Annotated in this window: 19 protein-coding genes; 9 read left to right on the top strand and 10 right to left on the bottom strand. The window is 58.0% G+C overall.

Going from position 1 to position 21,278, the window contains the following annotated elements; all coding sequences use genetic code 11:
- Positions 1–22 precede the first annotated feature (22 nt).
- On the bottom strand, positions 23–772 hold the full coding sequence (gene phbB, locus A8C75_RS05390) for an acetoacetyl-CoA reductase (protein WP_067379169.1): 750 nt from the start codon (positions 770–772) through the stop codon (positions 23–25).
- Positions 773–1,055: 283 nt separating this feature from the next.
- Here phbB and A8C75_RS05385 point away from each other — a divergent pair, with 283 nt between their 5' ends.
- From A8C75_RS05385 to A8C75_RS05375, 3 genes are all read left to right on the top strand, one after another.
- Positions 1,056–1,772, top strand: coding sequence for a 16S rRNA (uracil(1498)-N(3))-methyltransferase (locus A8C75_RS05385; RefSeq protein ID WP_067379166.1), 717 nt, complete (start codon positions 1,056–1,058; stop codon positions 1,770–1,772).
- A 215-nt stretch (positions 1,773–1,987) separates the two neighbouring features.
- Positions 1,988–3,019, top strand: coding sequence for a Fe(3+) ABC transporter substrate-binding protein (locus tag A8C75_RS05380; protein ID WP_067379163.1), 1,032 nt, complete (start codon positions 1,988–1,990; stop codon positions 3,017–3,019).
- A 99-nt stretch (positions 3,020–3,118) separates the two neighbouring features.
- Positions 3,119–4,810: an ABC transporter permease gene (locus tag A8C75_RS05375; RefSeq protein WP_067379160.1), complete on the top strand. Its 1,692-nt coding sequence runs from the start codon at positions 3,119–3,121 to the stop codon at positions 4,808–4,810.
- Between the two features lie 88 nt (positions 4,811–4,898).
- Here the strand turns inward: A8C75_RS05375 and A8C75_RS05370 are convergent, their stop codons facing one another.
- From A8C75_RS05370 to ampD, 3 genes are all read right to left on the bottom strand, one after another.
- On the bottom strand, positions 4,899–5,945 hold the full coding sequence (locus A8C75_RS05370; protein ID WP_067379158.1) for an ABC transporter ATP-binding protein: 1,047 nt from the start codon (positions 5,943–5,945) through the stop codon (positions 4,899–4,901).
- Between the two features lie 115 nt (positions 5,946–6,060).
- Complete coding sequence (locus A8C75_RS05365) at positions 6,061–6,873, bottom strand: hypothetical protein (RefSeq protein ID WP_067379155.1); 813 nt, start codon at positions 6,871–6,873, stop codon at positions 6,061–6,063.
- On the bottom strand, positions 6,870–7,454 hold the full coding sequence (ampD, locus tag A8C75_RS05360; protein WP_067379154.1) for a 1,6-anhydro-N-acetylmuramyl-L-alanine amidase AmpD: 585 nt from the start codon (positions 7,452–7,454) through the stop codon (positions 6,870–6,872). The genes A8C75_RS05365 and ampD overlap by 4 nt, the downstream gene beginning before the upstream one ends.
- A gap of 93 nt (positions 7,455–7,547) precedes the next feature.
- On the opposite strand from ampD, the gene nadC reads away from it, so the two are divergent.
- Complete coding sequence (nadC, locus tag A8C75_RS05355; protein ID WP_067379151.1) at positions 7,548–8,387, top strand: carboxylating nicotinate-nucleotide diphosphorylase; 840 nt, start codon at positions 7,548–7,550, stop codon at positions 8,385–8,387.
- A 224-nt stretch (positions 8,388–8,611) separates the two neighbouring features.
- Here nadC and A8C75_RS05350 read toward each other — a convergent pair whose 3' ends face one another.
- Positions 8,612–8,956, bottom strand: coding sequence for a hypothetical protein (locus A8C75_RS05350; protein ID WP_067379148.1), 345 nt, complete (start codon positions 8,954–8,956; stop codon positions 8,612–8,614).
- A gap of 320 nt (positions 8,957–9,276) precedes the next feature.
- Positions 9,277–9,792 carry a pilin gene (locus tag A8C75_RS05345; protein WP_157890226.1) on the bottom strand — a complete coding sequence of 172 codons (516 nt, stop codon included), beginning with the start codon at positions 9,790–9,792 and terminating at the stop codon, positions 9,277–9,279.
- Positions 9,793–10,125: 333 nt separating this feature from the next.
- Between A8C75_RS05345 and pilB the strand changes: the two genes are divergently transcribed.
- The 5 genes from pilB to yacG all read left to right on the top strand — a co-directional run bounded on the left by pilB (position 10,126) and on the right by yacG (position 14,941).
- Positions 10,126–11,835, top strand: a complete 1,710-nt coding sequence (gene pilB, locus A8C75_RS05340) for a type IV-A pilus assembly ATPase PilB (RefSeq protein ID WP_067379145.1) — start codon at positions 10,126–10,128, stop codon at positions 11,833–11,835.
- 24 nt (positions 11,836–11,859) lie between these two features.
- Positions 11,860–13,083: a type II secretion system F family protein gene (locus A8C75_RS05335; protein WP_067379142.1), complete on the top strand. Its 1,224-nt coding sequence runs from the start codon at positions 11,860–11,862 to the stop codon at positions 13,081–13,083.
- Positions 13,084–13,176: 93 nt separating this feature from the next.
- Positions 13,177–14,055: a prepilin peptidase gene (locus A8C75_RS05330; protein WP_067379139.1), complete on the top strand. Its 879-nt coding sequence runs from the start codon at positions 13,177–13,179 to the stop codon at positions 14,053–14,055.
- A 38-nt stretch (positions 14,056–14,093) separates the two neighbouring features.
- Positions 14,094–14,702, top strand: coding sequence for a dephospho-CoA kinase (coaE, locus tag A8C75_RS05325; RefSeq protein ID WP_067379136.1), 609 nt, complete (start codon positions 14,094–14,096; stop codon positions 14,700–14,702).
- Entirely contained in the window at positions 14,699–14,941 is a 243-nt protein-coding gene (gene yacG / locus A8C75_RS05320; RefSeq protein ID WP_067379133.1) for a DNA gyrase inhibitor YacG, read from the top strand. Before coaE ends, yacG begins: the two co-directional genes overlap by 4 nt.
- Before the next feature lie 12 nt (positions 14,942–14,953).
- On the opposite strand, the gene A8C75_RS05315 is transcribed toward yacG, so the two are convergent.
- The 4 genes from A8C75_RS05315 to lpxC form a co-directional block, all read right to left on the bottom strand.
- Positions 14,954–15,907 (bottom strand): Nudix family hydrolase, encoded by a 954-nt coding sequence (locus tag A8C75_RS05315; RefSeq protein WP_067379130.1) that lies wholly within the window; start codon positions 15,905–15,907, stop codon positions 14,954–14,956.
- A gap of 92 nt (positions 15,908–15,999) precedes the next feature.
- Positions 16,000–17,214, bottom strand: coding sequence for a bifunctional glutamate N-acetyltransferase/amino-acid acetyltransferase ArgJ (gene argJ / locus A8C75_RS05310; RefSeq protein ID WP_067379127.1), 1,215 nt, complete (start codon positions 17,212–17,214; stop codon positions 16,000–16,002).
- Between the two features lie 75 nt (positions 17,215–17,289).
- Positions 17,290–20,055 (bottom strand): preprotein translocase subunit SecA, encoded by a 2,766-nt coding sequence (gene secA, locus A8C75_RS05305; protein WP_067379124.1) that lies wholly within the window; start codon positions 20,053–20,055, stop codon positions 17,290–17,292.
- Between the two features lie 205 nt (positions 20,056–20,260).
- Positions 20,261–21,175 carry a UDP-3-O-acyl-N-acetylglucosamine deacetylase gene (lpxC, locus tag A8C75_RS05300; protein WP_067379122.1) on the bottom strand — a complete coding sequence of 305 codons (915 nt, stop codon included), beginning with the start codon at positions 21,173–21,175 and terminating at the stop codon, positions 20,261–20,263.
- Positions 21,176–21,278 lie beyond the last annotated feature (103 nt).

Genomic DNA, 21,278 nt, shown 5'->3' with positions numbered 1-21,278 from the left:
CAGCACTCGGGCGCGTCCTGTATCAGGACATGTGCAAGCCGCCGTTCATCGACAGATCAGCACCGGTGATATAACCGGACTGCTCATCAGCGACAAAGGCCACCAGACGGCCGATCTCTTCCGGCGTACCGAAACGACCCACAGGGATAGTCGCGGTAATCTTGTCCTGAACATCCTGTGCAATGGCTGCCACCATGGCAGTCTTGATATAACCCGGCGACACAGTGTTAACCGTGACACCCTTGCGCGCCACTTCCTGCGCCAGCGCCTTGGTGAAGCCATGGATGCCGGCCTTCGCAGCCGAGTAGTTGCACTGACCGAACTGGCCTTTCTGGGCATTTACCGAGGAAATGTTGATAACTCGGCCCCAGCCCTTGTCCAGCATGCCGTTGATCACGACACGGGTCATGTGGAACATGGAGTCCAGGTTGGCGGACATGACTTCGTCCCACTGCTCCCAGGACATTTTCTTGAACTGGCCGTCACGGGTAATACCCGCATTGTTAACCAGCACATCAATGGTACCGCCGGTCTGCTTCTCCACGTTAGCAATACACTGCACGCAGGATTCAGCGTTGGTCACGTCACCGTAGGCGATCATGATTTCATAGCCGGCCTTGCGCTGTTCTTCCTGCCACGCCTGCGCTTTTTCGTGCTTGCCGCCGCTGTTGTAGCCTGCAACGACCGTAAAGCCCTGATCAACCAAAGAACGACAAATAGGCGTACCCAGACCACCGGTACCGCCGGTAACAAATGCTATTTTCTTGCTCATATACGCATCCCCATAGTGTCAATTTCCCTTTTTATAAGGCGACTTATAATTTTAGTGTCTATCGCTTAGCTCGTCCCTAAGTCAGACGACAATAATACCAACCCAGTGGCCAAATCAACTTCATTTGCTACAGGCGGATGACAATACCCGTAAAAATTTACGGATATATGACAAAAAGCAAAGTTCGCAGCCAAACCTGCACCCGGCCAGGTCTCCGACGGCCAAGCGCGCTTCTGATACAATGCGCACCCCAAGCTCCTTAAGCCCGATACTTTCTAACGCCATGAACCTGATTCTGCTGTTTGACGACGACTTTATCGCGCCTGCCAGAGTGCGCCTGAGCGACCGGCGTTACGCCCACATCCGCGCGGTGCAGCAACCCGAGGCAGGACAGACACTGAAAGTGGGGCTGCTCAACGGCGCTATCGGACGCGCCCAGGTACTGCGCGTCGATGACCAGAGCATTGAGCTGGAAACCTGTCTTGATCAGATGCCGCCGACAGCGCTGCCGCTGACACTGATCCTGGCGCTGCCAAGGCCCAAGATGCTCAAACGCACCCTGCAAACCATCGCCACCATGGGTGTTAAAAAACTCTGCCTGATCAATTCCTACCGGGTCGACAAGAGCTACTGGTCCAGCCCCTTGCTCGCCGACGCTGCCATCCGGGAGCAGCTGCTGCTGGGGCTGGAGCAGGCCGGCGACACCCAGGTACCCGACGTCTCGCTGCACAAGCGCTTCAAACCCTTTGTAGAGGACGAACTGCCTGCCATCGCTACCGATACCCGCGCACTGGTAGCTCATCCTTACGAGGCGTCTGAGTGCCCACCCGCCGAACAGACACTCACGACGCTGGCCATAGGGCCGGAGGGCGGATTTATCCGCTATGAGGTGGAAAAGCTGCAACAGGCAGGACTTGCCCCCATCCATGTCGGCCAGCGCATTCTGCGCGTTGAAACCGCCGTGCCGGTATTGCTGGCCCGGCTGTTTCCGCCGCTTTGATACACAGCGGCTTAGGGGCATGCCAGTGCATGCGCTCGCGCCGACTTTCGCTCGCGCCGGTTCCTGGTCCCGGCTTTTGTTGGCACAGCTGCGTGGCTAGACCCGGCCCCTCCAAGTGAGAATAATACTCATCCCCCTTGACAGGCCCTGGAATATTATTAAGAATTGTTCGCATTATCTTTTACACAAATTCTCCGGACAAAGTGAGTTCCCGCATGAAAAGCTCCCGCACACTCCTTGCCGCCGCTACGCTGACATTGGCCAGCACGGCGTCTATCGCCCAGGCCGCCAACGAAGTCAATATTTACTCCTACCGCCAGGCATTCCTGATTCAGCCTCTGCTGGAAGAGTTCAGCAAGGAAACCGGCATCCAGGTCAATCTGGTTACCGCTGGCAAGGGCTTGCTGGAGCGCCTGGAGCATGAAGGTCGCAACTCCCCGGCAGACATCCTGCTGACCGCAGAAGTCGGCCCGCTGTACGATGCCACTGAGAAGGGGCTGCTCAGCGCCGTAGAAAGCGACGCCCTGAACGCAGGCATCCCGCAGCACTACCGTGACCCCGAAGGCCGCTGGTTTGGTCTGACGGCCCGTTCACGCATCATTTATGCCTCCAAGGATCGTGTGCAGGAAGGTGAAATCAAGACCTACGAAGACCTGGCTGACCCGAAATGGAAAGGCCGTATCTGTACCCGCAGTGGCAAGCACACCTACAACCTGTCCCTGATCGCCTCCGTAATTGCACACCACGACGAAGCCTACGCCGAGCAGTGGCTTGAAGGCCTCAAGGCCAACCTGGCACGCAAGCCCCAGGGTAACGACCGCTCCCAGGTCAAGGCCGTGAAGGAAGGCGTCTGTGATCTGGCGCTGGGCAACTCCTACTACTTCGGCAAGATGCTGACCAACGAAGACCAGCCGGAACAGAAAGAATGGGCTCAGTCCGTCAACCTGGTGTTTCCGAACCAGGATGACCGCGGCGCGCACATGAATATCTCCGGCGCCGGTGTTACCCAGTATGCACCGAACCGCGAAAACGCCATCAAGCTGATCGAGTTCCTGGCCGACAAGAAGGCCCAGACGATTTACGCCGATGTGAACTCCGAGTTCCCGGTACGCCCTGGCACGCCCAACTCGGCCCTGATCGAAGAATACATGGGCAACTTCAAGGCCGACGAGATCGACCTGAATAAACTGGGCCCGCTGCGCGCAGTCGCATCCCGCCTGGTCGACAAGGTCGGATTTGATAACTGATCCGGCAGCGCCGAGCAGGATCGCCCCCACGGGCGGCCCGGCTCGACATTAGCAAACGAAAACGATAGCCTGCCCGGCCCTGGATCAGGAAGATTATCGATGAAGACAGCCACCGCCACCCTGGCGTACAGCCCCACACGCCAGCCACGTCCGCGCCTTGCCGGATGGTACTCGGCGGCCTGGGGTATTGCGCTGATGGTGGCGCTGCCGGTGCTGGCGGTTTTCTATCTGGCGCTCTTCCCGGACGAAAACATCTGGGCGCACCTGGCCAGCACTGTGCTGCCGGTCTACGTCATTACCACCCTGGAACTGATCATCGGGGTTGCACTGCTGTCCATTCTCGCAGGCGTCGGCAGTGCCTGGCTGGTTACCATGTACAGTTTCCCCGGCAAGCGTTTATTTGAGTGGGCGCTACTGCTGCCCTTTGCCGTGCCCGCCTACGTTATTGCCTATGTGTATACGGACCTGCTCGAATTCGCAGGCCCGGTACAGGGCGCACTGCGGGCGCTGTTTGGCTGGCAGAGCGCACGGGACTACTGGTTCCCGGAAATACGCAGCCTCGGCGGCGCTATCCTGATGCTCTCCCTGGTGCTCTACCCCTATATCTACCTGCTGACCCGCGCGGCCTTTCTGGAGCAATCCGTCAGCCTGCGCGATGCCAGCCGATTGCTGGGCTGCAATGCCTGGCAGAGCTTTTACCGCGTCTCCCTGCCCATCGCTCGTCCGGCGATTGCCGTGGGCGTCTCCCTGGTGGCCATGGAAACCATCAATGACTTTGGCACCGTGGACTATTTTGCCGTCAAGAGCCTGACCGCCGGCATCTACGACACCTGGCTGAACATGGCTAACCTGGGCGGTGCGGCCCAGATTGCCAGCCTGATGCTGGTGTTCGTGGTTATGCTGATCACCCTGGAGCGTATGGCGCGGGCCCAGCAGCGCCATTTTCACAGTGCAGACCGCTTCAGTACCCTGGAGCCCAGCCGCCTGCAGGGTGCCGGCGCCCTGGCCGCCAGCGTCTTCTGCCTGCTGCCGGTACTGTGCGGCTTTATCGTGCCCTTCGCACTGCTGAGCTGGTATGCCTCCAGTTACCTCGACCAGCTCTGGTCAGAGGACTTCCTCAGCTATGCCAGCCACAGTTTTACCCTCTCGCTGAGTGCTGCCGTGCTGTCGATCGCCCTGGCTGTAGTGCTGGCCTATGCCAAGCGCCTGTACAGCGAAAGACGCGCCCTGCTGTTCGCCGTACGCTTCTCCAGCCTGGGGTACGCCATGCCGGGCGCCGTACTGGCGCTGGGCGTGATTATCCCGCTGGCGGCGTTTGACAACGCCGTGGACGATTTCATGCGTCGCACCTTTGATATGTCCACCGGACTGCTGCTCAGCGGCACCACCTTTGCCATTATCTTTGCCTATGTGGTGCGTTTTCTGGCGGTCTCCAACGGCGCGGTGGACAGCTCGCTCAGCAAGGTAACCCCGTCCATGGACATGGCGTCCCGCTCACTCGGCCAGAGCGCTTCGGGGACATTGCTGAAGGTACACCTGCCGCTGATCCGCGGCGGTCTGATGACCGCATTGCTGGTGGTGTTTGTGGATTGCATGAAGGAACTGCCGGCAACACTGATTCTGCGCCCGTTCAACTACGATACGCTGGCAACCTTTGTCTATCAGTTTGCGTCCGACGAAATGCTTGAGCGCAGCGCCCTTGCGGCGCTGCTGATTGTGCTGGTCGGGGTCTTGCCGGTGATACTGCTGAGCCGCTCGATCACCGCCAGCCGACGCCAAAGCGAGGCCTAAAGCCCAAAGTAAAAAGTTAAAAGTTAAAAGTGGTTCGTAGCAGCCTCAGCTAACGCATTAGCCCTGGCGCTCGATCAAAGGCCAACGATCACAGGTCAAAAAAGGCGATCGGGCGGTGTACCGAAACCTGCAGATGCACCTGCTCGCCCACCTCAAAGTCCATTTTTTCACGCACCTCGGACTCAACCCTGCGCCCGTTCGGCAATTCCAGTGTATACAGGGTCATACCACCCAAAAACTCCCGCGTCAGCACCTTTGCCGGTACCGTGCCTTCCGACGCCGGCCTTATGTCGGCCGGGCGGACAAACAGCTGTACCGCACTGCCATCGGGTGAGCAGAAGGGTTCTGCGAACTCCAGCAATCCAAGCTCGGTGCGCACACAGGTGGCACTCTCACACACGCCATCAAACAGACTGCCCTTGCCGACAAAACCCGCCACCAGCGGATTCACCGGCTCATAATACAGTTTTTCGGCGCGGCCCCACTGCTGCAGCTCACCACCCGCCAGAATGCCCAGCTGATCACTGATGGCAAAGGCCTCTTCCTGGTCGTGGGTCACAACGATAGCCGCAATATTCTGATGCTTCAGAATATTGCGCACTTCCAGCGACAGCTGCTTGCGCAGCTCGGTATCCAGGTTCGAGAAAGGTTCATCCATCAGCAACAGTTGCGGCCGAGGTGCCAAGGCCCGAGCCAGCGCAACACGCTGCTGCTGCCCACCGGAAAGCTCATGCGGGTAGCGCTTCGATAAATCCGGCAGCTGCACCAGCTCGAGTACTTCGGCGACGATGCGCGCCTTTTCCCCACGCGAAGCCGATAGCAGCCCAAAACTGATATTTTCAAGTACATTCAGATGCGGGAAGAGTGCGTAGTCCTGGAATACCATGCCCATCTGGCGCTTTTCCGGCTCCAGCACAAAGTCCGCTGTAGAAACGGGCATGCCATCAATCCGGATGCAACCCGAACGCAGCCGGTTAAAACCGGCCAGCGCCCGCAACACCGTCGTTTTGCCGCAACCACTGGGGCCCAGCAGACAGGCGATCTCGCCGGCAGCCACCTCGAACGACAGGTCCTTGACCACGACATTGTCCTGATAGGCACAACTGACCGATTCGACTTCCAGCAACTGACTCATGCAAATCCATATTGGTTCGGGTTTCAAACAGGCGCGGTGCTCGCCGGCATTACAAACGTCGCCGAAAAACCGGGCATTCAAAATTGTGCTCGCAAATGATAAATGAAAACAATTCTCAATACAGCCTGATTTCGAGCCCTGCCATGGCAAGCGCGGCAATTATCAGCAACCAAAGCACCAGAGCCCGACCCACCAGACGCCGTAACGCGCCCATTTCCTCGGCGCCGCGCTGCGCCAGGTTGCCAGCCAGATCGCGACTGCCCGCATAGTCACCAATGGCACCAAGCCCAACCCGGAACAGCCATTGAATATCGTTGCGTCTATGGGACAGGCGCAAGAGCGCAAACCAGGCACCGCTTCCACTGCCTACTACGAAGAAACTAAAACCCAGCAACCGGACCGGAAGCCACTGCACCCAGTAAGCCCATGCGACAGGCCTGATCGTTTCGAGCTGCGGCTGTACCAGTACCGCCAGCAACAGGCCGGGAATACCTGCCAGCCAGAACCAGAACAGCGGTACAAAGAGCGTCAGCAGCAACTGCTGCAGGTAACACTGGCAAATACGGTAATGCAGACGCTGCGGCCGCTCAGGCGAAACATGGCCATGAAAGCGAATTTGCTCCGCTGCATGGGCAGAAGCCGCACTGTAATCCCCACGGACCCAGAGATCCGCATATTCCAGCAACAGGTTGCCAGGGGTCGAGCGCCCCAGCCAGTAACTCAGTAGCGCTGTTTCCAGCAGCAGTACCGGCAGGCCATAGGCGAACTCCAGACTCAACAGCAGCAGCGCCTCGAGGCACAGCGACAGAAACAGCCAGACAATCAGCCGGTCCCGACTGGAACCTGCGGCCGGCTGGTAAGGCTGGCTGTGCGGCTGGAACAACAGCCGGCTGAAGAGTAGCGCGCCCAACAGTGCCAGAAATTTCATCGCCGCACCCCTTGCTGCGATTGAGCATGCAGCAACTGGGCGCGAAACCGGGCCCAGTCAAACGCAGGCCCAGGATCCGTCTTGCGCCCGGGCGCTATATCGGAGTGCCCCACAATGCGGGCGTCGGTGATGCCCGGGAACCTTTGCTGCAACTGACGCGTTACCTCCACCAGAGATGCATACTGGGCATCGCTGTAGGGCTGATCGTCGGTGCCCTCCAGCTCAATGCCGATGGAGAAATCATTACAGTTTTCCCGCTCCTCGAAGCAGGACCGGCCGGCGTGCCAGGCGCGCTGATGCAGCGGCACGAACTGAATCAGGGCACCGCTGCGCTCAATCAGCAGATGGGCCGACACCTCCATACCTTCAATACTCTGGAAGTAAGGGTGGGCCTGCCAGTCGAGCCGGTTACAGAAAAACTGCTCAACAGCGCCTGTGCCAAACTGCCCGGGCGGCAGGCTGATATTGTGTATAACCAGCAGCGACACCTCGCTGCCTTCAGGGCGCGCATTATGATTTGGGCTCGCCACAAAACGTGCGTTCGAGAGCAGCCCTGCAGGCTGCGGCTGCGCATTCGCCATCAATTACCCCTATTAGCAGCATCCGGATTGGGCTAAAATTCTGCCTAGTTTAGCACCACTCGCCTTTCCATTGCTGTTGCAGATCAAACACCTATGCTGACCCAACAAGACCTGAAAGACACTATTATTCAAAGCGTTGCCCTGGCCCTGGCCGAAGATATCGGTGACGGCGACATTACCGCCCGCCTGATACCGGCAACCCAATCCGGACACGCCCGCGTGATTACGCGCCAGAATGCCGTGGTCTGCGGTACCGACTGGGTTAATGAGGTATTTCGCCAGGTTGATCCCGCCGTGCAACTTAGCTGGCATGTGCGCGATGGCCAGAGCGTTGTGGGCGACCAACTGCTGTTTGAAGCCAGAGGTGCTGCCCGCTCCCTGCTCACAGCCGAGCGTGCGGCGCTGAACTTCCTGCAGACCCTGTCCGGCACGGCCAGCATCAGCCGCCACTATGCAGATCTTGTAAAGGATACCGGTGTGCGCCTGCTGGATACCCGCAAGACGCTGCCGGGCCTGCGCAGGGCACAGAAATACGCTGTCAGCTGCGGTGGCTGCTTCAACCATCGCATAGGCCTGTACGACGCTTTCCTGATCAAGGAAAACCATATTCTGGCCTGTGGCGGCATAGACGCGGCCATCCGCACTGCGCGCGCCAATGAGCCCGGCAAGCCGGTTGAGCTGGAAGTGGAAACCCTGGCACAGCTGGAAGAAGCCCTGGCTGCCGGTGCTGATATAGTGATGCTGGATAACTTTAGCCTGGACGACATGCGCACCGCGGTAAAAATCACTGCAGGCAAAGCCAAGCTGGAAGCCTCAGGCGGCATCAGTGAAGATACCCTCTACGCCATCGCTGAAACCGGCGTCGATTACATCTCCATCGGCGCCCTGACCAAGCATTGTCAGGCGGTGGACCTGTCGCTGCGGCTGGTTTAAAAAACAGAGAAAGGATAAAGGGGAAAGCCGCGGTCAATATTTGGCGGCGCAGTTATTCGCCCACAGAGCGATCCAACATCACCAACAGGTTTAAACTCAGCCCGTAGGTCGGGTTAGCCCGCAGGGCGTAACCCGACATGATGGGGATGGCAAGTCGCCGCAGGGCGTTGGGTTACGCTGCGCTAACCCAACCTACAGGCTGCCAAATCAACCCCGCCAGGTGCCTACGGCTTGCAAGACGCCCTGCCAATCAAATCCCAGTTATCGCTCTGGCGGATTTTGTCCAGATCATAGACTTCCACCGACGTGCCGGTAATGCCCTGCTGCTGCAGCAGGTTGCAGACATCGGCCGCCGCGCTGTCTTTGGGCTGGCCGTCCGCCAGCATCCCCACCGCCAGTATGGCCCCGTCCTGCCACCAGACCGGGCGGGCAGGAAAGCGGGGATCCTCGGTCAGCTGCGCTTCCAGTGCAACACGTACACTCTCAGGCACGGGTTCGGCCTGCCGGTTCAGGTAGAGGGTTACGCCCACGGATAACGCTATAAGTACAAGCAGAATTATTCTTTTCATAACACCAAAGCCTGAACTGAATTTGAAAAATAGGAAATTATACTTTGGTGGACAAATCGGCAGCCATACATTCAGAACTTAAAATCAAGATAGAACTCGATTTGAGCATCGAAATAAAAACATCGTTGGCAAATAAAAAAGCGAAGCGGCAATTACCGTACTGGGCAGATGCAAGGTAAACCACCCCAGCACAATCGTATGCGCTATTGCGGTAGATACCTTCCCCCTCAAACCTGATAAATGAAACAGCTGTACAGCAAAAACCCCGGACGATGCCGGGGTTCTTGGGATGGGGTCAACCCCATATGCTTAATACTTTATTACGGCCTGCAGGCGCTTGGCGCGACTTCAGGGTTATCCTGAACCAGCATCCCTGCAGCAGCAACAGGTCCCATCGACTGATCACACACCCAATCAACTTCAGAGCCGGCATCCATATTACCGGCTACAGTGAGCGTTTTCCCTTGGATCTTCTTGGCTACACCGGTAGCTTTATATGTTGCTGTAAACAAACAAACCGCAGGTGAAGTGGTATCTCCAATAACAGTCACTTGAGCAACATAGCTACCATCAAGATCCGTATTGAGATCAATAGCAGCATCACCAGCAGAAGTACTATTTGTATTGAGGGGACAAACACCATTGTCCGCATAATATTCCTGCGCCGCCACTTTCAACCCATCCGTAATCGTCAGCGCTTCAGACGCCTGGCTGCGTGCCACATAGTCCTGGTAGGCCGGGATTGCCAGCGCCGCCAGGATGCCGATGATCGCAATTACGATCATCAACTCAATCAGGGTAAAACCCTTTTGCACCATTTTGATCGATCTGTTCATTATATTTTTCTCCAGCGAGTTTTCCATTTCGATCGACTGCCGCGACCCAGGATTCATATCAGATCCCGATCCGACCGACTGTGCGACCCATCCACCTGACCCAGCATTCCAATGAGCCTGAGACCCTATTTCCAGACCCGAGTTACCCCCAAGCGTCTCCAAGCCCCAGACCACCGACAGCGTACTCTCAGATCGTATCATATCTGTTACAGTACGGTGATCTTGGAACAAGTATAGTCTGCATTTTCAAAGAGTCACGCAAGTGCTATGTTACATCCTGATCGTGCTCAATAACGGACTGGTCAGCTAGTCAGCAGGTACTAGGGAGTCAAGGTGAACGCTTTTCAACCTCTCAGCGGTCTCGCCAAGCGACTGGTAAATGACGGCGTGTTCTCAGCCGAAGTCGCGGTCGATGCCATTGCCCAGGCAAGGGCCGCGCAAAAGCCCTTTATCAGCCATATTATTGAGCAGCGCCTGGTAAGTGCACACCGGGCGGCCTGCGCCGCATCCGATGAATTCGGCCTGCCATTGCTTGATCTGGATGTCATCAGCCGCGAAGCCCTGCCCCAGGGCCTGGTATCCGAAGCCCTGATCAGCAAGCATCACGCACTGCCGTTAATGAAGCGTGAAAATCGGCTCTTTATTGCCATCGCCGACCCCACCAATATCCAGGCGCTGGATGAGATAAAATTTCATACAGGCACCACAACCGAAGGCGTCATTGTCGAAGAAGACAAGCTGCGCCGGCTGATTGATGCCTTTCTCGACAACCAGCACAGCGCGCTGGACGATCTGGCGGATACCGACCTAGACCACCTGGATGTCGGTGATCGCCCGGAAGTCGACATTGCCGAAACGGCGGAAGAAGCCGCCAACGATGCCCCCATCGTGCGCTTTGTTAACAAGATACTGCTGGATGCCATCAAGAATGGCGCATCCGATATCCACTTTGAGCCCTACGAGAAAAATTACCGCATCCGCAGCCGCATTGACGGCATATTGCAGGAGGTTGCCAAACCTCCAGCCAACCTGGCACCTCGCCTGGCAGCACGCCTGAAGGTTATGTCCCGCATGGATATCTCCGAGCGGCGCATGCCTCAGGATGGCCGCATCAAGATGAAGATCTCGGCCAAGCGCGCCATCGACTTTCGTGTCAACAGCCTGCCAACCCTGTGGGGGGAAAAAATCGTACTGCGAATTCTGGATCCTGCCAGTGCCAAGATGGGTGTCGATGCCCTGGGTTTCGAGCCTGACCAGAAGGAAATATTCCTGGCAACGCTGTCCAAGCCCCAGGGCATGATCCTGGTGACAGGCCCCACCGGCAGCGGCAAGACGGTGACACTCTATACCGGCCTGAATATTCTGAATGACGCAGAGCGCAACATCTCCACCGCCGAGGATCCGGTGGAGATCAATATGGAGGGCATCAACCAGGTTCATGTGAACACCAAGGTTGGCCTCACCTTCGCCGAAGCACTGCGCGCCTTTTTGCGCCAGGATCCCGATATTGTCATGGTCGGCGAGATACGTGACCTGGAAACCGCCGAGATTGGTATCAAGGCCGCCCAAACCGGCCATATGGTGCTCTCTACCCTGCACACCAACAGCTCTCCCGAAACCCTGACGCGCCTGCGCAACATGGGCGTGCCTGCGTTCAACATCGCGACCTCGGTCACGCTGATCATTGCCCAGCGACTGGCGCGGCGACTGTGCGAATCCTGCAAGCGACCAGCAGACATTCCCGAGACCGCCCTGCTGGAAGCAGGCTTTAGCGCCGAACAATTGGAAACGACTACACTGTTTGAAGCCAACTCCGAGGGCTGCTCCAAATGCAACCGGGGCTACAAGGGCCGGGTCGGGATTTACGAAATGCTGCCGATGAGTAACGAAGTGGCCAACGTCATCATGAACAACGGCAACTCACTCGATATTCTTCGTGTCGCCCAGGCCGAGGGGTTTCGCACTCTGCGACTGTCCGGGCTGATCAAGGTTGGCAAGGGCCTTACCAGCCTGGAAGAAATGAACCGGGTTATCGTTACCTGAGCCTAAGTCATTACAGGGATTACTATGGCCACAAAACAAGTCAAACTGCAGACATTTGTCTGGCAGGGGCGAGACAAGAGCGGCAACGTTACCAAAGGCAAGCTCGATGCTGCCAATGTCGCCACCGCACGGGCCCAATTGCGTCGCCAGGGCATTACGCCCAAAAAGGTTGGCAAAGAAAGCATTTCCATATTCAGCAACCGCAGTAAAGCCATCAAACCGCTGGATATTGCGTTCTTTACACGCCAGATGGCCACCATGCTGAAATCCGGCGTGCCGCTGCTGCAGTCCCTGGAGATTGTCGCCGGTGGCTCTGAAAAAGACAAAATGAAAAAAATGCTCTATGACATTCGCAATGATGTCAGTGGCGGCTCGGACTTCTCCACCGCGCTCTCCAAGTTTCCGATATTCTTTGATGACCTCTACTGCAACCTGGTCAAGGCCGGTGAGCAATCCGGCGCCCTGGATGCCATGCTGGATCGCATTGCCACCTACAAGGAAAAAATCGAAGCCCTCAAAGCCAAGATCCGCAAAGCCATGACCTATCCGATAGCGGTCGTGGTGGTTGGTATTATTGTCACCGCCATACTGCTGGTTAAGGTGGTGCCTGTATTTGAAGAGCTGTTCACCAGCTTTGGCGCCGACCTGCCCGCTTTTACCCGTTTTGTCGTCACACTGTCGGAGGCGGCGCAGAAGTGGTGGTTTGTGGTTCTGCTGGGAATTGCTCTCTTTGGTTACCTGTTCCAGAGCACGCACCGAAAATCACAGAAATTTCGTGATTTTATCGACCGTGCTATCTTGAAGATCCCAGTACTTGGCAAGATATTGCACAAGGCGGCTATCGCCCGCTTCGCCCGCACCCTGGCAACCACCTTCTCCGCCGGTGTACCTCTGGTTGAGGCGCTCGACTCGGCCGCAGGCGCCGTTGGCAACGTGGTCTATCGCAACGCCATCATCCAGATTCGTAACGGTGTCTCCACCGGCCAATCCCTGAAAAATGCCATAGAGATGACCGGTATCTTCCCCAATATGACCATTCAGATGATCGGCATCGGTGAAGAAGCGGGCTCCCTTGAGATGATGCTCGACAAGGTCGCTGAATTTTACGAGCGGGAGGTGGATGATGCGGTAGACTCGCTCTCCAGCCTGATGGAACCCATGATCATGGTCGTGCTGGGCACCCTGGTGGGCGGCCTGGTTATTGCGATGTATCTGCCCATATTCCAGCTGGGTAATGTTGTCGGTTAAACTTGCAAGCCTGCAAGTTTAACCGTAAACCCGAAACTCTCCCGCAGTGTCTGCGTTTAATGCCAGGCACTGCGGGCCTGTCAGAATCCATTTATGCAGATTGAGTTATTCAATACACAGGGCCTGGAGCTTACGCTTCTCGGGGTCACACTGGCGTTTGTATTTTCACTGCTGGTCGGCAGTTTCCTTAATGTCGTTATCCATCGCCTGCCCCTGATGATGGAGCGTGAATGGCAGGCCATGGCGGCAGGCGCCGACTGTAGCGCCGAGGAAACGAGCGCTAGCAGCTTTAATCTGGCGACTCCCGCATCCCGCTGCCCCCACTGCCAGCACCATATCCGCTGGTATGAAAATATTCCACTGATCAGCTATATGGCGCTGCTGGGCAAATGCTCCGCCTGCTCGGCGCCGATCTCGCTACGTTACCCGGTGGTCGAACTGCTAACCGCCCTGATCAGCACCTTTGTGCTCTGGCACTTCGGCTTTAATTCCGTCGGCTACAGTCTGGTGGCACTGAGCTGGGCCCTGATCACTCTGACGTTTATCGATATTGACCACCAGTTGCTGCCGGACCGCATCACCCTGCCACTCATCTGGCTGGGGCTGATCCTCAACAGCTTTACACTCTTCACAACACTGGAATCGGCCCTCTGGGGCGCGGTGATTGGCTACCTCGCGCTCTGGTCTATCTACTGGCTGTTCAAGCTCATGACCGGCAAGGAAGGCATGGGCTATGGCGACTTCAAGCTGCTGGCGGCACTCGGCGCCTGGTGCGGCGTGGAACAGCTGCCACTGATTATTCTGATGTCCTCGGTAGTAGGCATCCTGCTGGCCATAGTGCTGATGCTGCTGCGCAAGCACCAGATGGCCAACCCATTGCCCTTTGGCCCCTACCTCGCGATTGCCGGCTGGGTCGCCATCATCTGGGGCCGCCCTATCACCGAAGCCTACCTGCAACTATTCAGGCTCTAAGGCATGAAATTGACTAAGTACAACAGGAGACACCCGCTATGTTCGTTGCAGGCCTGACCGGCGGCATTGGCAGCGGCAAAAGCGCTGTCGCCAGGCTGATTCAAGAACAGGGTATTGTGGCGGTTGATGCCGACCAGGTAGCACGGGATCTTGTAGCACCGGGCGAGCCTGCACTGGCGCAGATCGCAGAACGATTTGGCGCCGACATATTGCAGCCCGACGGTGCACTGGATCGCGCCGGCCTGCGTCAGATCGTTTTTGCCACACCGGAAGCACGTCTCTGGCTCGAAGCGCTGCTCCACCCGCTGATTCGCCAGCGCATTCTGGCATCACTGCAGGAGGCAACATCCGCCTACAGCCTGCTGGTGTCGCCACTGCTGCTGGAGACCGACCAGCACAGGCTGGTGGATTACGTCGTAGTGGTGGATGTACCCGAAGAAACCCAGCTGCAGCGGACCATCGAGCGGGATCAAAACAGTACGGATCAGGTGAGACGTATCATGGCGGCGCAAATGGATCGCCAGGCAAGGCTTGCCAGAGCCGACAGCATCATCGACAATTCAGGCAACCTTCAATCCCTGCGCGCCGCAACACTGCAACTCCACAAGACGTTGCTGCAGCGGGCGCAAGACGCGAGAGATTCATGACGATTAGCCAGCCAAAAACCAGCGGCAAGCCAAAGACCATCAAGTGCCCGCAGTGCGGCAAGCCCAGTGTATGGAGCCCCGAAAACAGTTTCCGGCCGTTTTGCAGCGAGCGCTGCAAGCTGATCGACCTTGGCACCTGGGCTAACGAGGAATACCGCATTCCCACCGCGCCCTCGGAAGACGACTACAGCACCGGCATGGACGATGACGAGCGCCCCCATACGCCTACACGGCACTAGTCTTCGCTTAGGCTAGCAGCCCCACCATTCGCTGATGGCCGCCACGCCCTGGGCTCCTCGAGCCCAGGCTGCATCCAGATCCTTATCGCCCATTCCGCCCAGCGCATAGACCGGCAAGGTCGCCTCGCCACACAGGTCGGCAAAGCCCTGCCAGCCAAGCGGTCGGGTATCAGGATGTGAATCCGTGTGCGCCACCGGCGACAGGGTCACAAAATCCAGCTGCAATTCAGCGGCACGCGCAAGCTCTGCAGCGTCGTGGCAGGAGGCACTGAGCCACTCGCCTTTAAACGCATCACGCGTACCCAGTTGCGCCAGACGATGACGATTCAGATGTAGCGCCTGAGCTCCCAGGCGGTTCGCCAGCGCCAGATCACAATTCACGCCAAGCGTTGCCCCCGCAGCATCACAGAGCGGCAGCAGCTGCCGATACAGCTCGCAGAAGTCCGCCTCAGCCAGTTCCGGTGCCCGCAACATGACCCAGCGCAGCCCACAGGCCAGCGCACGCTCGGTACGGGCCAGATAGTCTGCAGCATCCGTAGCGGTACCGGTAATCAACATGCGAGCAGGCAGCTGGGCCGCCGCAACTATAGGTCTGTTGGCAGCCGGGAAGCTGTAATCGGACAACTGCTGCGCACTGACCCAGCGCACCGGCTGGCCTTCGCGGCCATGGGCCTGGCCATCAAATCGATCCACCACAAATACATCCAGCAGCACCGACTTGTCGGCGTAATGGTGCGGAATCTGAATCAGAGGACGGGCGCTGCGCACGCGAATGCCGAGCTCCTCAAAGAGTTCGCGATCCAGCGCATCGCGCACCGGCTCTCCCGCTTCAACCTTGCCACCGGGAAACTCCCAGAGCCCGCCCTGGTGCTTGTCGTCGGGCCGGCGGGCCAGCAGGATACGCTGATCCCCATCCAGAATCACAGCCGCGGCAACGTGAATCAGACGCCGTTCTGTTTTGCTCATGCAGGGAGGCCTTCGATATGCACGCGTGTTTGCAGCCTGCTAGACAGGCTGCCAAAGTACCCAGAACGGGCACCCTGGCGCGAGTCAGTCAGTTAGCTGCGGTAGTCCGCATTGATACGCACGTATTCTTCAGAAAAGTCTGTCGTCCAGACCGTTTCCGTCGCCTCGCCGCGGGCCAGCAGCACGCGGATCAGGATCTCTTCCTGCTGCATGACGCGCTGCCCGGCCGCTTCCGTATAGCCCGGGGAACGGCCGCCGTTCTCGACGATACAGACATCACCCAGGTACAGGCGCAGCGCATCCAGATCAAGGTCTTCGATACCTGCACGTCCGACGGCCGCCAGAATACGGCCCCAGTTCGGGTCGCTGGCAAAGAGTGCGGTTTTCACCAGCGGCGAATGGGCGATGGTATAGGCGGTCTGCAGGGCTTCGGCGCTGTTACGCGCGCCTTCCACCTGCACAGTGACAAACTTGGTCGCACCCTCGCCGTCACGCACTATGGCGTGGGACAGCTGCAGCAGTACCAATTCCACCGCCGCCGTGAACTGTGCCAGCAGATCTGCGTCCTGCTCATCTACTACCACGCCACTCTGGCCGGTCGCGACCAGCATGCAGCTGTCATTGGTCGAGGTGTCACCATCAATGGTAATGCGGTTGAATGACTTGTCCGCCGCAACGCCGAGAATGCGCTGCAGCAGCGGTGCAGCTACAGCCGCATCAGTACCTATATAGGCCAGCATGGTGGCCATGTTCGGCATGATCATGCCGGCACCCTTGGAGATGCCGGTCAGGCTTACGGTCTTGCCACCAAACTCAAACTGGTTCGAGGCTGCCTTGGGGCGGGTATCGGTGGTCATGATGCCGCTGGCAGCATCTTCCCAGCCATTGTCATCCAGTGCCGCCAGTGCCGCCGGCAACGCCGCCTCTATTTTTTCCACCGGCAGTTTTTCACCGATAACGCCGGTGGAAAACGGCAGCACGCGCTCAACCGGCAAAGAGACCAGCTGTGCCAGGGCTTCGCAGCAGCGGGTTGCATCCTGCATGCCTTCGCTGCCGGTGCCGGCGTTGGCATTGCCGGTGTTGGTCAGCAGATAGCGCGGGGCGCAGGCGAGATGGCGCTTGGCGATCTGCACCGGTGCTGCGCAAAAGGCGTTGAGGGTAAAAACGCCAGCGACAGTGGCGCCCTCGCACAGCTCCATCAGTACCAGATCCCTGCGGCCTGGTTTCTTGATGCCCGCCGACGCAGTGCCAATACGCATACCCTTGATGGGGTGCAACCTGGGTAAAGTTCCGGGACCTACAGCCATAACCACCTAATCCTCAATAGACGCCAGACAGGCAGTACCGGAAACCTTGTTTTTACCGGAACCGCCTGCGGGTGCTTAGCTCAATTGACCGTGACACTGCTTGAATTTTTTGCCTGAACCACAGGGGCAGGGATCGTTGCGTCCGACCTTGGGTGCTTCGCGCACGAAAGTCTCAACCTGGGCATCATCTTCCACCTCGGTACCCGCCTCGCCCGCATTAGCCTGCTGCGGCGCATCTTCCTGCATGGCGCTGCTCGCGGCATGCTGGTAGCTCATCTGCTGATTCTTTGCCTGCTCGCGACGCTGCTGCTCGACCACATCCACTTCTTCGGGCTGGCGCACCTGTACATGGCTCAGCACCTTGATCAGATCGCGCTTGATATGCTCAAGCAGCTCCTGGAACAGCTGGAAGGCTTCGCGCTTGTATTCCTGCTTGGGATTCTTCTGGGCATAACCGCGCAGGTGAATGCCCTGGCGCAGCTGATCCATGGTCTGCAGATGCTCTTTCCACAGCGTATCCAGTACCTGCAGCATGACCTGCTTCTCGAAGGTGCGCATGCCCTCGGCACCCACCAGAGCTTCCTTTTGCGCATAGCTTTCGCTGATGGCGGTCATGATCTTCTCGCGCAGGCCGTCTTCGTGCAGACTATCGTCTTCGTCCAGCCACTGCTGCAGCGGCAGCGCTATGGCGAACTCGCTCTGCAGGGACTTCTCCAGCCCCTCGACATCCCACTGCTCGGCCAGGCTTTGCGGTGCTATACATTCGCTGATGGCAGCGTCGACCACCTCGGCCCGTACTTCGGCCACGATATCGGAAATATCATCACTGGCCATCAGTTCATTGCGCTGACGGTAAACCACGCTGCGCTGATCGTTCGCCACATCGTCGTATTCCAGCAGCGATTTGCGGATATCGAAGTTGCGGCCTTCGACCTTGCGCTGTGCCTTCTCGATGGCGTTGCTGACCATCTTGTGCTCGATCGCCTCACCGCGCTCCATCCCCAGCGCCTGCATGAACTGGCGCACCCGCTCGGAGGCGAAGATACGCATCAGGTCATCTTCCAGCGACAGGAAGAAACGCGAGGAACCCGGGTCACCCTGGCGACCGGCGCGGCCACGCAGCTGGTTGTCGATACGGCGCGACTCATGCCGTTCGGTACCCAGAATATGCAGACCACCGGCCGCGACCACCTGATCATGACGCGCCTGCCAGGCCAGCTTGACCGCCGCCAGCTCCGCGTCTGTCGGGCTGTCCAGGTCGGCAATTTCCGCATCCAGCTTGCCGCCCAGCATGATGTCGGTACCACGCCCTGCCATGTTGGTGGCGATAGTCACGGCACCTGGGCGACCGGCATCGGCGATGATGCCCGCTTCCATAACGTGGTTTTTGGCGTTAAGCACGCTGTGCTTGAGGCTCTGCTTGTTAAGCAGCGCCGAGATCAGTTCGGAGGATTCAATCGAGGCCGTACCCACCAGTACCGGCTGGCCCTTTTCCTGGCACGACTTGATTTCCTCGATGATGGCTTCGTACTTTTCTTCCATGGTCAGGAAGACGATATCGTTCTGGTCCAGACGCGACACAGCACGGTTGGTCGGAATGACCACCACATCCAGACCATAGATCTGGTTCAGCTCGAAGGCTTCTGTATCGGCGGTGCCGGTCATGCCGGACAGCTTGCCGTACAGGCGGAAATAGTTCTGGAAGGTGGTGGACGCCAGGGTCTGGCTTTCAAGCTGAACCTGAACGCCTTCCTTGGCTTCAACGGCCTGGTGCAGACCTTCAGACCAGCGTCGCCCTGGCATGATGCGCCCGGTGTGCTCGTCGACGATGACCACCTGATTGTCCTGCACTATGTAATCGATATCGCGCTGGAACAGGTTGTGCGCCCGCAGTGCCGCCAGCACATGGTGCAGCAGGCTCAGGTTGCCAGGCGCATAGAGGCTCTCGCCTTCGCCCAGCAGCTTGTTGCTGACCAGAATATCCTCCACCAGCTGGTGACCGGCTTCAGTCAGCTCAACCGTGCGGTTCTTTTCGTCAACGACAAAGTGTTCGTTGATGACCTGAGTATCGTCCTTGGGGTCGATCTCGCCTTCAAAACGCTTGAGTTCGGGAATCAGGGTATTGATGGTGCGGTACATCGCCGAGCTGTCTTCGGCGGGGCCGGAAATGATCAGCGGGGTACGGGCTTCGTCGATCAGGATGGAATCGACCTCGTCGACCACGGCGAAGTTGAAGTCGCGCTGCGCCTTGTCGGCCAGGCTGAAGGCCATATTGTCGCGCAGGTAGTCAAAGCCGAATTCGTTGTTGGTACCGTAGGTAATGTCGCTGGCGTAGGCATCACGCTTGACCTGCTGATCCTGCCCCGACAGCACCACGCCGACACTCATGCCCAGGCCTTCATAGAGCGGACGCATCCAGTCGGCGTCGCGACGCGCCAGATAGTCGTTGACCGTAACCACGTGCACGCCTTTGCCACTGAGGGCATTGAGGTAGACCGCCAGGGTTGCCACCAGCGTCTTGCCCTCGCCGGTGCGCATTTCAGCCACCTTGCCTTCATGCAGGGCGATACCGCCGACCATCTGCACATCGAAGTGGCGCAGGCCCAGCGTACGTTTTGAGACTTCCCGCACTACGGCAAACGCCTGCGGCAGTATCTGTTCCAGGCTTTCGCCCTGCTCCAGCCGCTGACGAAACGCGACTGTCAGGTCCCGCAGTGCCTCGTCACTGAGCGGTTCCATTTCGGGCTCAAACGCGTTGATCTGTTCGACGATCTTGCCCATGCGCTTGAGTTCCCGGTCGTTCTTGCTCCCGAAAACCTTCTTCAATAGTGATGTCAGCATAATCCGAATTTCAACCAGTTGAATACAAAGACTTTTACGCGCGTGCCACGAAAAACGACTCGACATTCTACCCATATTGGGGCGCCGAGTAGAATTTTAAACGTAATTATTTTGCGACAGTGCGCAAACCTCGCCGCCAGAAAACAGTCAGGCCGGGCAAGAGCCCGGCCTGACTGAGTGCCGCCCGATGCAAAAACTGCCCCGCTCAGACCGCCTGCGCCGCCTTGGCGTAGGCGATCGGCGCCTGGGCATCGTCGCCCTCGAAGGTCACGATATCCCAGGCATCCTGGTTTTCCAGTAACTTGCGCACCAGCATATTGTTCAGATAATGACCTGACTTGTGACCCACAAATTCACCGATCAGGCTCTTGCCCAGCAGGTACAGATCACCCACCGCATCCAGAATCTTGTGTTTGACGAACTCATCATCGTAGCGCAGACCCTCGCTATTCAGAATGCGATGATCATCCACCACTATCGCATTGTCGAAGCTGCCGCCCAGGGCCAGGTTTTTCGAGCGCAGGTACTCGATATCACGCATAAAACCAAAGGTACGGGCCCGGCTCACCTCGCGCACGAAGCTGGTGCTGGAAAAGTCCAGGCAGGCTTCCATATTGCGATCGCTGAAGGCCGGGTGATCGAACTCAATGGTAAAACCGACCTTGAAGCCATCGAAGGGTTTGAAGGTGGCGACCTTGTCGTCGGCGCTAAAGCTGATCTCGCGCTTGATGCGGATAAACTGCTTGGGCGCATCCTGCTCCACAATGCCGGCGGACTGTATCAGGAACACGAAGGGCGCGGCACTGCCATCCATGATCGGCACTTCCTCCGCACTCAGCTCCACACAGGCGTTGTCGATCCCAAGACCCGACAGGGCCGACATCAGGTGCTCGACGGTCGCAACCCGCGCGCCACCAAATGACAGATTACTCGACAGCGTGGTATCCACCACCAGGTCCGCACGGGCCTCGATTTCCACCACCGGATCAAGATCGACGCGCCGAAACAGAATACCGGTATCCACCGCAGCAGGCTTGAGCGTCAGGTACACCTTCTCCCCGGTGTGCAGCCCGATCCCCGACGCCTTGATGCTGGTCTTCAAAGTACGCTGTCTGATCATGCTCGTAGCCAGTTCCGCCCGCAGAGGCGGCGAATAGTAACAAAGGTGAGTTGAGCGAGGCAAACCAGCGCCGGCCTGTATGGCCCGGCACACCGGCTTCGTT

This window comes from Marinobacterium aestuarii (genome assembly GCF_001651805.1).
Taxonomy (GTDB): Bacteria; Pseudomonadota; Gammaproteobacteria; order Pseudomonadales; family Balneatricaceae; genus Marinobacterium_A; species Marinobacterium_A aestuarii.
Note: the sequence above shows the minus strand (reverse complement) of the source record. Positions and strands in the feature narration are given on the sequence as shown.

What these genes read in the sequence shown, in the direction of transcription:
- A8C75_RS05375 (WP_067379160.1), top strand. Translation starts at nt 3,119, where the DNA reads ATGAAGACAGCCACCGCCACCCTGGCGTACAGCCCCACACGCCAGCCA.
- lpxC (WP_067379122.1), bottom strand. Translation starts at nt 21,175, where the DNA reads ATGATCAGACAGCGTACTTTGAAGACCAGCATCAAGGCGTCGGGGATC.
- A8C75_RS05370 (WP_067379158.1), bottom strand. Translation starts at nt 5,945, where the DNA reads ATGAGTCAGTTGCTGGAAGTCGAATCGGTCAGTTGTGCCTATCAGGAC.
- A8C75_RS05315 (WP_067379130.1), bottom strand. Translation starts at nt 15,907, where the DNA reads ATGAGCAAAACAGAACGGCGTCTGATTCACGTTGCCGCGGCTGTGATT.
- A8C75_RS05365 (WP_067379155.1), bottom strand. Translation starts at nt 6,873, where the DNA reads ATGAAATTTCTGGCACTGTTGGGCGCGCTACTCTTCAGCCGGCTGTTG.
- A8C75_RS05350 (WP_067379148.1), bottom strand. Translation starts at nt 8,956, where the DNA reads ATGAAAAGAATAATTCTGCTTGTACTTATAGCGTTATCCGTGGGCGTA.
- A8C75_RS05335 (WP_067379142.1), top strand. Translation starts at nt 11,860, where the DNA reads ATGGCCACAAAACAAGTCAAACTGCAGACATTTGTCTGGCAGGGGCGA.
- secA (WP_067379124.1), bottom strand. Translation starts at nt 20,055, where the DNA reads ATGCTGACATCACTATTGAAGAAGGTTTTCGGGAGCAAGAACGACCGG.
- A8C75_RS05380 (WP_067379163.1), top strand. Translation starts at nt 1,988, where the DNA reads ATGAAAAGCTCCCGCACACTCCTTGCCGCCGCTACGCTGACATTGGCC.
- yacG (WP_067379133.1), top strand. Translation starts at nt 14,699, where the DNA reads ATGACGATTAGCCAGCCAAAAACCAGCGGCAAGCCAAAGACCATCAAG.
- A8C75_RS05330 (WP_067379139.1), top strand. Translation starts at nt 13,177, where the DNA reads ATGCAGATTGAGTTATTCAATACACAGGGCCTGGAGCTTACGCTTCTC.
- A8C75_RS05345 (WP_157890226.1), bottom strand. Translation starts at nt 9,792, where the DNA reads ATGAACAGATCGATCAAAATGGTGCAAAAGGGTTTTACCCTGATTGAG.
- phbB (WP_067379169.1), bottom strand. Translation starts at nt 772, where the DNA reads ATGAGCAAGAAAATAGCATTTGTTACCGGCGGTACCGGTGGTCTGGGT.
- argJ (WP_067379127.1), bottom strand. Translation starts at nt 17,214, where the DNA reads ATGGCTGTAGGTCCCGGAACTTTACCCAGGTTGCACCCCATCAAGGGT.
- coaE (WP_067379136.1), top strand. Translation starts at nt 14,094, where the DNA reads ATGTTCGTTGCAGGCCTGACCGGCGGCATTGGCAGCGGCAAAAGCGCT.
- nadC (WP_067379151.1), top strand. Translation starts at nt 7,548, where the DNA reads ATGCTGACCCAACAAGACCTGAAAGACACTATTATTCAAAGCGTTGCC.
- ampD (WP_067379154.1), bottom strand. Translation starts at nt 7,454, where the DNA reads ATGGCGAATGCGCAGCCGCAGCCTGCAGGGCTGCTCTCGAACGCACGT.
- A8C75_RS05385 (WP_067379166.1), top strand. Translation starts at nt 1,056, where the DNA reads ATGAACCTGATTCTGCTGTTTGACGACGACTTTATCGCGCCTGCCAGA.